At 70.2% G+C, this 12,259-nt stretch carries 11 protein-coding genes; 1 reads left to right on the top strand and 10 read right to left on the bottom strand.

Annotated features, from left to right (window positions below):
• Positions 1–5 precede the first annotated feature (5 nt).
• The 8 genes from ACWC24_RS23910 to ACWC24_RS23875 all read right to left on the bottom strand — a co-directional run bounded on the left by ACWC24_RS23910 (position 6) and on the right by ACWC24_RS23875 (position 10,084).
• Complete coding sequence (locus ACWC24_RS23910; RefSeq protein WP_351617628.1) at positions 6–653, bottom strand: phosphatidylserine decarboxylase; 648 nt, start codon at positions 651–653, stop codon at positions 6–8.
• Positions 654–822: 169 nt separating this feature from the next.
• Positions 823–2,028 carry an acyl-CoA dehydrogenase family protein gene (locus ACWC24_RS23905; RefSeq protein ID WP_152889564.1) on the bottom strand — a complete coding sequence of 402 codons (1,206 nt, stop codon included), beginning with the start codon at positions 2,026–2,028 and terminating at the stop codon, positions 823–825.
• A 2-nt stretch (positions 2,029–2,030) separates the two neighbouring features.
• Positions 2,031–2,543, bottom strand: a complete 513-nt coding sequence (locus ACWC24_RS23900; protein WP_152889566.1) for a MaoC family dehydratase — start codon at positions 2,541–2,543, stop codon at positions 2,031–2,033.
• 5 nt (positions 2,544–2,548) lie between these two features.
• Positions 2,549–3,514 (bottom strand): HpcH/HpaI aldolase/citrate lyase family protein, encoded by a 966-nt coding sequence (locus tag ACWC24_RS23895; protein WP_450664897.1) that lies wholly within the window; start codon positions 3,512–3,514, stop codon positions 2,549–2,551.
• The gene (locus tag ACWC24_RS23890) at positions 3,511–5,538 is read right to left on the bottom strand and encodes a protein meaA (RefSeq protein WP_152889570.1); all 2,028 of its coding nucleotides are present in this window, start codon (positions 5,536–5,538) and stop codon (positions 3,511–3,513) included. The genes ACWC24_RS23895 and ACWC24_RS23890 overlap by 4 nt, the downstream gene beginning before the upstream one ends.
• 8 nt (positions 5,539–5,546) lie before the next feature.
• Positions 5,547–6,890, bottom strand: coding sequence for a crotonyl-CoA carboxylase/reductase (ccrA, locus tag ACWC24_RS23885; protein WP_450664896.1), 1,344 nt, complete (start codon positions 6,888–6,890; stop codon positions 5,547–5,549).
• Positions 6,891–7,302: 412 nt separating this feature from the next.
• Positions 7,303–8,136 carry a TetR family transcriptional regulator gene (locus ACWC24_RS23880; RefSeq protein ID WP_450664895.1) on the bottom strand — a complete coding sequence of 278 codons (834 nt, stop codon included), beginning with the start codon at positions 8,134–8,136 and terminating at the stop codon, positions 7,303–7,305.
• A gap of 142 nt (positions 8,137–8,278) precedes the next feature.
• Positions 8,279–10,084 (bottom strand): 3-hydroxyacyl-CoA dehydrogenase family protein, encoded by a 1,806-nt coding sequence (locus tag ACWC24_RS23875; RefSeq protein WP_450664894.1) that lies wholly within the window; start codon positions 10,082–10,084, stop codon positions 8,279–8,281.
• Between the two features lie 419 nt (positions 10,085–10,503).
• Here ACWC24_RS23875 and ACWC24_RS23870 point away from each other — a divergent pair, with 419 nt between their 5' ends.
• On the top strand, positions 10,504–11,082 hold the full coding sequence (locus ACWC24_RS23870; RefSeq protein WP_450664893.1) for an adenylosuccinate lyase: 579 nt from the start codon (positions 10,504–10,506) through the stop codon (positions 11,080–11,082).
• Between the two features lie 42 nt (positions 11,083–11,124).
• On the opposite strand, the gene ACWC24_RS23865 is transcribed toward ACWC24_RS23870, so the two are convergent.
• Positions 11,125–11,649, bottom strand: a complete 525-nt coding sequence (locus ACWC24_RS23865; protein ID WP_450664892.1) for an N-acetyltransferase family protein — start codon at positions 11,647–11,649, stop codon at positions 11,125–11,127.
• Entirely contained in the window at positions 11,646–12,044 is a 399-nt protein-coding gene (locus ACWC24_RS23860; protein WP_450664891.1) for a RidA family protein, read from the bottom strand. Before ACWC24_RS23860 ends, ACWC24_RS23865 begins: the two co-directional genes overlap by 4 nt.
• Positions 12,045–12,259 lie beyond the last annotated feature (215 nt).

The following is a 12,259-nucleotide window of genomic DNA, read 5'->3' as shown; positions in this document are numbered from 1 at the left end:
CCGGATCAATCACGGTCAATGCGAGTCACCCCAGCCACGGTCTTCTGACCGACCTCGACCGCGACCTCCACGCCTTCGGGCAGGTAGATGTCGACACGCGAACCGAAGCGGATCAGGCCGATCCGGTCGCCCTGCTCGACCTTCGTGCCCTGCGGGACGTAGGGCACGATGCGGCGGGCGACGGCGCCGGCGATCTGGATCATCTCGATGTCACCGAGCTCGGTGTCGAAATGCCAGACCACGCGCTCGTTGTTCTCGCTCTCCTTGTTGAACGCCGGAACGAACCCACCGGGGATGTGCTCGACCGACGTCACGGTCCCGGCCAGCGGCGCACGGTTCACGTGGACGTTGAGCGGGCTCATGAAGATCGCGACGCGGGTCCGGCCGTCCTTCCACGGCATGATGCTCTGCACCACACCGTCGGCGGGCGAGATGACCCGGCCCTGCGTGATCTCGCGCTCCGGGTCACGGAAGAACCACAGCATGCCCGCGGCGAGCGCGGTCGCGGGCACGGCGACGGCCTTGGCGGCGCCGGAACGGCGTGCGCGGGCCAGGCTGAGGGCGGCGGTGGCGACGGTCGGGAGAAGCCACGGCGATGCTCCGCGCGCGAGGCGGACCCGGCCGCGAGGTGCAGAGGACTGGCTGTGGGGCATGGATGACCTTCGTAGCGGTGATGCCGCGCTATATCAGGGGACGGCGGCTTTCCGGCGATCGTAGCGGCTAAGAGCCGCAACTGGGTAAGTCGGGAACCTTAGTCGATGGCTGGAGGCCGCTGACGGGGTGTGATCTTCTTCTCTAAGAAAACACCCCGTAGCCGGACAATCAGCCCTGGATTCGGTACTCTTCGAGCAATCTGCGACCGATGATCATTTTCTGGATCTCGGCGGTACCTTCGCCGATCAGCAGCATCGGGGCCTCGCGGTAGAGGCGCTCGATCTCGTACTCCTTGGAGAAGCCGTAGCCGCCGTGGATCCGGAAGGCGTCCTCGACGACCTCCTTGCAGTACTCGGAGGCGAGGTACTTCGCCATCCCTGCCTCGAGGTCGTTTCGCTCCCCGGAGTCCTTTTTGCGTGCTGCGTTCACCATCATGGCATGGGCGGCCTCGACCTTGGTAGCCATCTCGGCGAGCTTGAACTGGATCGCCTGGTGCTGGGCGATCGCCTTGCCGAAAGTGTGACGTTGCTGGGCGTACTGGACACCGAGCTCGAAGGCGCGCTGGGCGACGCCACAGCCGCGCGCCGCCACGTTGACGCGGCCGACCTCCACGCCGTCCATCATCTGGTAAAAACCGCGCCCGGTGACCCCGCCGAGCACGCGATCCGCGGAGATCCGCAGGTCATCCATGATCAGCTCGGTGGTGTCGACCCCCTTGTACCCCATCTTGTCGATCTTCCCGGGGATGGTCAGACCGGGACGGACCTCACCGAATCCGGGCTCCTTCTCCACCAGGAACGTCGTCATCGACTTGTGGGGGGCCGTGCCCTCGGGGTGTCCTTCGTCACTTCGCACCAGGACGGCCACGAGGGACGACGTGCCGCCGTTGGTCAGCCACATCTTCTGGCCGTTCAGGACGTACTCGTCGCCGTCCTTGACGGCCTTCGACGAGATCGCCGAGACGTCCGAGCCGAGGGCCGGCTCCGACATCGAGAACGCGCCGCGGATGTCGCCGGCCGCCATGCGCGGCAGGAAGTGGTCCTTCTGCTCCTGCGTGCCGTGCTGCTTGAGCATGTACGCCACGATGAAGTGCGTGTTGATGATGCCGGAGACCGACATCCAGCCGCGGGCGATCTCCTCCACGCACAGGGCGTACGTCAGGAGCGACTCGCCGAGACCCCCGTACTCCTCGGGGATCATCAGCCCGAAGAGGCCGAGCTCCTTCAGGCCGTCGACGATCTGCTGCGGGTACTCGTCGCGGTGCTCCAGCTCGGTGGCGACCGGGATGATCTCCTTGTCCACGAAGTCGCGGACGGTGGAGAGGATCTCCTGCTGGATGTCGGTCAGACCGGCGGTCTGGGCGAGTCGCGCCATCTCTACTTCTCCTGCTGCTTGAGCTCCGGGCGGCCGGGCTGCTCGCCGCCGCGCTCCTTGATGTACGTCTCGGTCGGCACCATCACCTTGCGGCGGAACACGCACACGAGCGTGCCGTCCTGCTTGTAGCCCTTGGTCTCCACGTGGACGATCCCGCGGTCCGACTTGGACCGGGAGGGCGTCTTGTCGAGGACCGTGGTCTCGCCGTAGATCGTGTCGCCGTGGAAGGTCGGCGCCACGTGCTTGAGCGACTCGATCTCCAGGTTGGCGATCGCCTTGCCCGAGACGTCCGGGACGGACATGCCGAGCAGCAGCGAGTAGATGTAGTTGCCCACGACGACGTTCTTGCCGAAGTCCGTCGTGTTCTCCGCATAGTTGGTGTCCATGTGGAGCGGGTGGTGGTTCATCGTGAGGAGACAGAACAGGTGGTCGTCGTACTCCGTGACCGTCTTTCCGGGCCAGTGCTTGTACGTCGCCCCGACCTCGAACTCCTCGTAGGTCCGTCCGAACTGCATCGCGCTCAGGCCTCCGGGATCTCGAACTTGGTGGTGCGCTGCATGCCGGCGGCGCGGCCCTTGCCGGAGATGACCAGGGCCATCTTGCGGCTGGCCTCGTCGATCATCTCGTCGCCGAGCATCGCCGAGCCCTTCTTGCCGCCGGCCTCGGACGTGCAGTAGTCGTACGCGTCCAGGATCAGCTCGGCGTGGTCGAAGTCCGCCTGCGACGGCGAGAAGATCTCGTTCGACGCCTCGACCTGGCCCGGGTGGAGCACCCACTTGCCGTCGAAGCCGAGCGCGGCGGCGCGCCGGGCGACCTCGCGGTAGCCCTCGACGTTGCGGATCTGGAGGTAGGGGCCGTCGATCGCCTGGAGGTTGTTGGCGCGGGCGGCCATCAGGATCTTCATCAGGATGTAGTGGTAGGCGTCCGCCGGGTAGCCGGGCGGCTGCTCACCCACGACCAGCGACTTCATGTTGATCGACGCCATGAAGTCGGCCGGGCCGAAGATGATCGTCTCCACGCGCTGGGACGCGGTGGCGATCTCGTTGACGTTGTTCAGGCCCTGGGCGTTCTCGATCTGCGCCTCGATGCCGATCTTGCCGACCTCGAAGCCCATCGTCTTCTCGATCTGCGTCAGCAGCAGGTCGAGCGCCACCACCTGCTGGGCCGTCTGGACCTTCGGCAGCATGATGCAGTCGAGGTTCTGGCCCGCGCCCTCGACGACCGTGACGACATCGCGGTACGTCCACTCGGTCGTCCAGTCGTTGACGCGCACGACCCGCGTCTTGCCGTTCCAGTCGCCCTCGTTGAGGAACTTGACGATGGTGTGCCGCGCCTCGGGCTTGGCGAGCGGCGCGCACGCGTCCTCCAGGTCCAGGAAGACCTGGTCGGCCGGCAGGCCCTGCGCCTTCTCCAGGAAGCGCGGGTTGCTCCCCGGGACCGCGAGGCAGGAGCGTCGCGGACGCAGACGGTTGACGGGCGTGGTCATGCGGGGACCTCCAGGGGGTCGAGCTTGTTCGCTTTCCGGATCTCGTCGACGATACGGCCGATGATCCCGGTGATGTCGAAGTCCTTCGGGGTGAAGACCGCGGCCACTCCGGCGGCCCTGAGCTGCTCGGCGTCGGCGTTCGGGATGATCCCGCCCGCGATCACCGGGATGTCCGCCGCGCCGGCCTCGCGCAGCCGCTCCAGCACGTCCGGGACGAGCTGGGCGTGCGAGCCGGAGAGGATGGACAGGCCGACCGCGTGCACGTCCTCGGCGAGGGCGGCGTCCACGATCTGCTCGGGGGTCAGCCGGATGCCCTGGTAGACCACCTCGAACCCGGCGTCGCGGGCCCGCACGGCGATCTGCTCGGCACCGTTGGAGTGGCCGTCCAGGCCCGGCTTGCCGACCAGGAAGCGGAGCTTTCCGCTGCCCAGCTCCCGGGCGGTGGCGTCCACCTTGCGGCGGACCTCCGCCATGGGCGAGCCCGCCTCGGCGGGGACGGCCACCGGGGCCGAGGAGACGCCGGTCGGGGCCCGGAACTCCCCGAACACCTCGCGCAGCGCGCCCGCCCACTCGCCGGTGGTGACCCCGGCGCGGGCGCACTCCAGGGTGGCCTCCATGAGGTTGCCGGTGCCCTTGGCGGCCTCTTTGAGGCGCTCCAGCGCCTTGCAGGGCCGGGGGTGGTTGAACGGCGGCTGGTAGCGGGTGTCGCGCCACTGCCCGAGCGACTCGACGACCCGTGCCTCGACCGCCGGGTCCACCGTCTGGATCGCCGTGTCCAGGTCGGCGGTCAGCGGGTTGGGCTCGGTCGTCTCGAAGATGTTGACGCCGACGATCTTCTCCTGGCCGGACTCGATCCGGGCCCGGCGCTCGGCGTGCGAGGAGACCAGCTGCGACTTGAGGTAGCCGGACTCGACGGCGGCCATCGCGCCGCCCATCTCCTGGATCCGGTCGATCTCGGCGAGGGAGTCCTCGACGAGCTGGGCGACCTTCGCCTCGATCACGTGCGAGCCCGCGAAGATGTCCTCGTACTCCAGCAGGTCGCTCTCGTGCGCCAGCACCTGCTGGATGCGCAGCGACCACTGCTGGTCCCAGGGCCGGGGCAGGCCGAGGGCCTCGTTCCAGGCCGGCAGCTGCACGGCACGCGCGCGGGCGTCCTTGGAGAGCGTCACGGCCAGCATCTCCAGCACGATCCGCTGGACGTTGTTCTCCGGCTGCGCCTCGGTCAGGCCGAGGGAGTTGACCTGGACGCCGTAGCGGAAGCGGCGCTGCTTGGCGTCCGCGATGCCGTACCGGTCGCGGGTGATCTGGTCCCAGATGCGGCCGAACGCCCGCATCTTGCACATCTCCTCGACGAAGCGGACGCCCGCGTTCACGAAGAAGGAGATGCGGGCGACGACATCGCCCTTGCGGTCCTCCGGGATCTGGCCGGACGCGAACACCGCGTCCAGCACGGCGATCGCGGTGGACATCGCGTACGCGATCTCCTGGACCGGCGTGGCCCCCGCCTCCTGCAGGTGGTAGCTGCAGATGTTGATCGGGTTCCACTTGGGGATGTGGTTGACCGTGTAGCAGATCATGTCCGTCGTCAGCCGCAGCGACGGCCCCGGCGGGAACACGTGGGTGCCCCGCGACAGGTACTCCTTGACGATGTCGTTCTGCGTCGTCCCCTGGAGCTTGGTGACGTCCGCGCCCTGCTCCTCGGCGACGACCTGATAGAGCGCCAGTAGCCACATGGCGGTGGCGTTGATCGTCATCGAGGTGTTCATCTGCTCCAGGGGGATGTCCTGGAACAGCCGGCGCATGTCACCGAGGTGCGCGACGGGCACGCCGACCCGGCCGACCTCGCCGCGGGCGAGGATGTGGTCGGAGTCGTAGCCGGTCTGCGTCGGCAGGTCGAACGCCACCGACAGGCCGGTCTGGCCCTTGGCGAGGTTGCGCCGGTACAGCTCGTTGGACGCCTCCGCCGTGGAGTGACCGGCGTAGGTCCGCATCAACCACGGCCGGTCCTTCTGACGCTCGCTCATGGTGGACCTCAGATGTTCCGGAAGCGGTTGATGGCGTCGACGTGCTGGGCGCGCAGTTCCTCGTCGCGCACGCCGAGGCCTTCCTCGGGCGCCAGGCAGAGCACGCCGACCTTGCCCTGGTGGAGGTTGCGGTGCACGTCGTAGGCGGCCTGCCCGGTGTCCTCCAGGGAGTAGACCTTGGACAGCGTCGGGTGGATCTTGCCCTTGGCGATCAGGCGGTTGGCCTCCCACGCCTCGCGGTAGTTGGCGAAGTGGGAGCCGATGATCCGCTTCAGGGACATCCACAGGTACCGGTTGTCGTACTCGTGCATGTAGCCCGAGGTCGAGGCGCAGGTGGTGATGGTGCCGCCCTTGCGGGTGACGAACACGGAGGCGCCGAAGGTCTCGCGGCCGGGGTGCTCGAAGACGATGTCGATGTCCTCGCCGCCGGTGAGCTCGCGGATGCGCTTGCCGAAGCGCTTCCACTCCCGCGGGTCCTGGGTCTGCTCGTCCTTCCAGAACCGGTAGCCCTCGGCGTTGCGGTCGATGACGTTCTCGGCGCCCATGGAGCGGCAGATGTCGGCCTTCTCCGGGCTGGAGACGACACAGATCGGGTTGGCGCCGCCGGCCAGCGCGAACTGCGTCGCGTACGAGCCGAGGCCGCCGCTGGCGCCCCAGATGAGGACGTTGTCGCCCTGCTTCATGCCGGCGCCGTTGCGGGAGACCAGCTGCCGGTAGGCGGTGGAGTTCACCAGGCCCGGGGCGGCCGCCTCCTCCCAGCTGAGGTGACCGGGCTTGGGCATGAGCTGGTTGGACTTGACGAGCGCGATCTCGGCGAGGCCGCCGAAGTTGGTCTCGAAGCCCCAGATGCGCTGCTCGGGGTCGAGCATCGTGTCGTTGTGGCCGTCCGAGGACTCCAGCTCGACCGACAGGCAGTGCGCGACGACCTCGTCGCCCGGCTTCCAGGCGTTGACGCCGGGGCCGGTGCGCAGGACGACGCCCGCGAGGTCGGAACCGATGATGTGGTACGGCAGGTCGTGGCGCTTGGTGAGCTCGGAGAGCTTGCCGTAGCGCTCCAGGAACCCGAACGTCGACAGCGGTTCGAAGATCGAGGTCCACACGGAGTTGTAGTTGACGGAGGAGGCCATCACGGCCACCAGGGCCTCGCCCGGGCCCAGCTCCGGCAGCGGCACCTCGTCGAGGTGCAGCGACTTGCGCGGGTCCTTCTCGCGGGTCTGCATGCCCGCGAACATCTCCGTCTCGTCCTTGTGCACGGTCATCGCGCGGTACGACTCGGGCAGCTCGAGAGCGGCGAAGTCGGCCGACGTCGATTCCGGCGACTGGATCGCGTCCAGGATGTCCTTAACGGTCACGGTGTTGCCTCCGGCGGTGAGCGCCCTGAGGGAGGGGCGCTGAGGGTTGCGGCGGTGCTGCTGAGGGTGTGAGGAGTGCCGTCGGTTCGGCGGGGGTGGAGCTTCGGCAGCGCTTTGTGGCGCGGGAGGTTGCCTGTGACGCAGGCGTCCGGGCGCGCGACCAGGTGGTTGCGGGGACAGCCGACGTGCGAATGGTCTCTGCACGCCGGCCGCCCGGACCACTTCAACGTATGGCACTCCGTGTCACCGTGCAAGGCACGGGGTGCCAGAAATTCATCTCAGATGAAATCTTTACGTAACAAATGAGCGATGATCGATCGAACGGGCTCTGAAATCCGGTGGAAAAAGTGCCCTGACATGCCAAAACGGCCACCCGGGAGGGTGGCCGTCGTCACAGGGGTCGGTCGGGTGGTCAGCGCTCCCGGAGCGCCTCCTCGATGGTCCGCATGACCTCGTCCAGCGGGGCGTCGGTGCGCGCGACCGTCACCAGGACCTCGCCCTGGTGGGAGACCGCCGCCGGGGCCGCGGCGGGCTTGGGGGCCGTCCCGCGGCCCGCGCCGATCCCCGAACCGAACGTCTTGCGCACGATGGCGAAGGCGTGGTCGAGCTGGGCCTCGACATCGCCCTGGCCGCCGGCCCGCAGCCAGCGCCGCAGGACGTGGTTGTGGGCGGTGACCACCGCGGACGCGGCGACCTCGGCGAGCAGCGGGTCGTCGTTGGCGTCGTCGTCGTGCGCGTGCTCGTCGAAGTGGCCCAGCAGATAGCGGGTGAACAGCCGCTCGTAGCGGGCCACCGAGGCGATCTCCGCCTCCCGCAGGGTGGGCACCTCACGGGTCAGCGTGTAGCGGGCGACCGAGATCTCCGGCCGGGCCGCGTACATCCGCATGACCTCCTTGATGCCCCGGCACACGGTGTCGAGCGGGTGCTCGTGCGGGGGTGCCGCGTTCAGCACCGCCTCCGCGCGCACCAGGGTGTCGTCGTGATCGGGGAAGATCGCCTCTTCCTTGGAGCGGAAGTGCCGGAAGAAGGTGCGGCGGGCGACCCCGGCCGCGGCCGCGATCTCGTCGACCGTGGTCGCCTCGTAGCCCTTGGTCGCGAACAGCTCCATCGCGGCGGCCGCCAGTTCGCGGCGCATTTTCAGCCGCTGCGCGGCCGCGCGGCTGCCCGCGGCGCTCTCCGGTGCGTCTGGCGCGGCTGGGGTACGTGAGGACTTGGCGGGCTGGGGCATGCCCCGAACGTACTGCATGTGCGCAGCTCGGTGCGCAGGTCCGGGGTTTCCCCCGCCCTGGAGGGGCGGGGGAGGGTCGGGCCGGCCGGACCGCCCGAATCCACCCGGATCGAGCAGTCCGCCCCAGTCCGTGCCCGACCGGAACCGGTCGCCGGGACGCTCAGCGGCGGGCATATTCGCGGAATCCCCGGCCCGTCTTGCGGCCGAGGCAGCCCGCGGCCACCAGGTGCTCCAGGAGGGGTGCCGGGGCCAGGCCGGGGTCGCGGAACTCGCGGTGCAGGACCTTCTCGATGGCCAGCGAGACGTCCAGTCCGACGACGTCCAGCAGCTCGAAGGGGCCCATCGGGTAGCCGCCGCCCAGCTTCATCGCCGCGTCGATGTCGTCCAGCGACGCGTAGTGCTCCTGCACCATCTTGATCGCGTTGTTGAGGTACGGGAAGAGCAGCGCGTTCACGATGAAGCCGGCCCGGTCGCCGCAGTCGACGGCGTGCTTCTTGATCCGGACGCAGACCTCGCGGACCGTCGCGTGGACGTCGTCCGAGGTCAGCACCGTACGGACGACCTCGACCAGCTTCATCGCCGGGGCCGGGTTGAAGAAGTGCATGCCGATCACGTCCTGCGGACGCGTGGTCGCCCGCGCGCACGCGACGACCGGCAGCGAGGACGTGGTGGTGGCCAGCACCGCGCCCGGCTTGCAGACCTTGTCCAGCGTCGCGAACAGCTGCCGCTTGACCTCCAGGTCCTCGGCGACGGCCTCGACGGCCAGGTCGACGTCCGCGAAGGCGTCGTAGGAGCCCGCCGCGGTGATCAGGTCCAGGGTCTCCGCCGCGGCCTCGGCGCTCATCCGGCCCTTGTCGACGGAACGCGCCAGCGACTTGCCGATCCGGGCCCTGGCCGCCTGCGCCTTCTCCTCGCTGCGGGCGGCCAGCACGACCGCGTAACCGGCCTTCGCGAAGACCTCGGCGATACCGGAGGCCATCGTCCCGGAACCGGCCACGCCGACGGAGCGCACCTGGCGGCCGGGCGTGAGCTCGGCACCCTCCAGCGGCGTCAGCGCGTCCCGCACGACCGTGGCGCTGCCGGGGGCGTCGTAGGTGTAGAAGCCGCGGCCCGACTTGCGGCCGGTCAGGCCGGCCTCGCTGAGCTGCTTGAGGATCGGGGCGGGGGCGTGCAGCCGGTCGCGGGACTCGGCGTACATGGCGTCCAGGACCGTACGCGCGGTGTCGACGCCGATCAGGTCGAGCAGGGCCAGCGGGCCCATGGGCAGTCCGCAGCCCAGCCGCATCGCCGCGTCGATGTCCTCGCGGGAGGCGTACTTCGCCTCGTACATCGCGGCCGCCTGGTTGAGGTAGCCGAACAGCAGCCCGTCCGCGAGGAACCCGGGCCGGTCGCCGACCGCGACGGGCTCCTTGCCGAGATCGACCGCCAGGTCCGTGACGGCGGCGACCGCCTGCGGCGCGGTCAGCACCGAGGAGACGACCTCGACCAGCTTCATCGCCGGGGCCGGGTTGAAGAAGTGCAGGCCGAGCACGCGCTCGGGGCGGGCCGAGTCGGCGGCCAGCCGGGTCACCGACAGCGCGTTGGTGCCGGTGGCCAGGATCGTCTCGGGGCGCACGATGCCGTCCAGCTCGCGCAGGACCTGGTGCTTGATCTCGTACGACTCCGGCACCACCTCGATGACCAGGTCGGCGTCGGCGGCGGCCCGCAGGTCACCGGAGGTGCGGACCCGGGCGAGGACGTCGATGCGCTCCTGCTCGGTCAGCCGGCCGCGCTGCACGGCGCGGGCGGTCGAGGACTCCAGGGCCGCGACGGCCAGCGCGGCCTGCGACTCGCTGACGTCGATACCGACGACCTCACGGCCGGCCTTGGCCAGGACTTCGGCGATGCCGGTGCCCATGGTGCCGAGGCCGACGACGGCAATGGTCTTCAGGGGGGACAGAGAGGTGTCGGACAGGGGAGTGGCCATCGCGGGACTCCTGGAGAGAGGGTGACGACTGGGAGCGCGCCCGGGTGCGCCGCGAGAGGCGCACGGGGTGCGAGGAGTGCGGGTGTTGGCGGGCTGCATGCGCACACGCCCGGTGCCGACGCCGCGGGTCTCCGTCCGGACGGAACCGGGAGCGGGGAGGGCGTGCACACGCCCGTGCGGCGAACGGCGGGAACCGACCGGCCCTGTCCCGGAGCCGGGTCGTACAGCGGTACACGAGGCACCGAACCGACCACACTCGAACCGGCTGCGTCACCAGGCCGGTACGAGGAGAAACGCGAGTGGGTGAACTCGCTCGTCTGAGCTTAACCCGTGAGTAACGAGCGCGCCAGCCCCTGATTTTGCGACCTGCGGACCGGGAGCCGCACTGCACGCCCGGGACCGGCCCTAGTCTCGACCCCATGGACGAAGAGTTGCGATCACTCACGGAACGCTTACGGCGGGAGTCGGGCGGACCGGCCGACTGCGAACGGCTGGCGGCGACCAGGGATCACGACGCGCTCGCGGAGGTGCTCACCGCCCCGGGGCAACCCCTGTGGGCCAGGGAACTGGCCGCCTTCCGGCTGGGGTTGGCCGGCGACCGGCGCGCCTTCGAGACGCTCGTCCTGCTGCTCAACCACCGCGACCCCGAGCGCTGCGTCTCGGCCGCGTACGCGCTGGCCCGGCTGGGCGACCCCCGTACCGCCCGCGCGGCGGCCGCCCTCGCCACCAACGAACTGCGCGTGGCCTACGCGCTGCACCCGGTCCGGCTGCTCGTCGAACTGGACGCCCCCGAGTCCGTACCCGCACTGATCACCGTGCTGCGCCGACGGCTGCGCTCCCCGCACGACCCGTACCGCCGGGTGGCCCTCGCCTGTGTCGAGGGGCTCGGGACGCTGGGCGACCCCCGCGCCCGGCCCGTGCTCGACGAGGCCCTCGCCCACCCGGCGCTGGCGGAGCCGGCGGTGCGCGCGCTGGCACGGATCCCGCGGCGCGGGTGAGGCCCTCGGCCCGGCTTTCGCGGCCGTCGGTCCGTCAAGCCGTCAGCCCGTCAGGTCCCGGGCGTATCGCACCTCGAGGACCTCCGTCCCGCCCGCCTCGAACGGCTCCTCGGCGCCGTCCGCACGGAAGCCCGCCCGCTCGTAGAAGCGCCGGGCGCCGGTGTTCTCCTTCAGCACCCACAGGAACATGCGGGGGTGCCCGGCGGCCGCGCGCAGGCGGACCGACTCGGCCAGCAGCGCCCGGCCGACGCCCCCGCCGTAGTGCCCGGGGTGGACGTAGATCGCGTACAACTCGGCGTCCTCGGTGCGCACTTCGCCGTCCCGGTACGGTCCGTGCGCCGCCCAGCCGACGAGCTCGCCGCCCCGCTCGGCGACCAGGTTCCCCACCTGGCCGTCACCTTGCCTGAACCAGGTGCGGCGCCGCTCGGCGTCCGCGGCCGCGCTCAGGCCGTCGAGGTACGTCTGCGGCATGAGGCCCCGGTACGCGCTCCGCCAGCCCCGGACACGGATCTCGGAGACCCGGTCGCAGTCGGCGAACTCCATGTCCCTGACGACGAGTCCGCTCACGCGTCCACCACGGCGAACGCCTCGATCTCCATCAGGAACTCGGGCCGGACCAGCGCGGCCACCTGCACGGCCGAGGCGGCCGGGAGCCGGTCGTCGGGTATGTGCTCGGCGCGGGCCGCCCGGATCGCGGGCATCTGGGCCATGTCCGTGACGAAGTAGGTGAGTTTGACGACGTCGTCGAAGCTCGCTCCGGCCGCGGCCAGACAGTGCCGCAGGTTCCGGAAGATCTGGCGGGCCTGGGCCGCCGCGTCGCCCGCGCCGACGAGCGTCCCGTCCTCGTCGAGCGCGACCTGGCCGGAGACCGCGACGAGCCGGCCGGTGGCGGTGACGACATGGCTGTACTGCGCCGCGGGGGCGACCCCGTCGGGAGCGGCGATCCTGGTCGGTTCACTCATGCGTCCATCCTGGACCATCCCGCCCCCGACGCCTTCGACGGGCTTCCTCCCACCCGGGCCGCCCGCCCGGTCGGTTCGGCCGACTTCCGAGGCCCGCTCGGCCACACGGTCCGGCCCGCCCGGTCCGCCGCGTGCGGCGGTCCCGGGGGGGCGGGGGGGGGGGCGGCCGGCCCGGGCGCCGCCGGGGGCGGTGGGGGGATTCCACCTGGTTAAAC

It is taken from the genome of Streptomyces sp. NPDC001443, from assembly GCF_053597355.1.
Note: the sequence above shows the minus strand (reverse complement) of the source record. Positions and strands in the feature narration are given on the sequence as shown.

Coding starts and splice junctions, on each gene's coding strand:
- ACWC24_RS23910 (WP_351617628.1), bottom strand. CDS start 653: ATGCCCCACAGCCAGTCCTCTGCACCTCGCGGCCGGGTCCGCCTCGCG.
- ACWC24_RS23905 (WP_152889564.1), bottom strand. CDS start 2,028: ATGGCGCGACTCGCCCAGACCGCCGGTCTGACCGACATCCAGCAGGAG.
- ACWC24_RS23900 (WP_152889566.1), bottom strand. CDS start 2,543: ATGCAGTTCGGACGGACCTACGAGGAGTTCGAGGTCGGGGCGACGTAC.
- ACWC24_RS23895 (WP_450664897.1), bottom strand. CDS start 3,514: ATGACCACGCCCGTCAACCGTCTGCGTCCGCGACGCTCCTGCCTCGCG.
- ACWC24_RS23890 (WP_152889570.1), bottom strand. CDS start 5,538: ATGAGCGAGCGTCAGAAGGACCGGCCGTGGTTGATGCGGACCTACGCC.
- ACWC24_RS23880 (WP_450664895.1), bottom strand. CDS start 8,136: ATGCAGTACGTTCGGGGCATGCCCCAGCCCGCCAAGTCCTCACGTACC.
- ACWC24_RS23875 (WP_450664894.1), bottom strand. CDS start 10,084: ATGGCCACTCCCCTGTCCGACACCTCTCTGTCCCCCCTGAAGACCATT.
- ACWC24_RS23870 (WP_450664893.1), top strand. CDS start 10,504: ATGGACGAAGAGTTGCGATCACTCACGGAACGCTTACGGCGGGAGTCG.
- ACWC24_RS23860 (WP_450664891.1), bottom strand. CDS start 12,044: ATGAGTGAACCGACCAGGATCGCCGCTCCCGACGGGGTCGCCCCCGCG.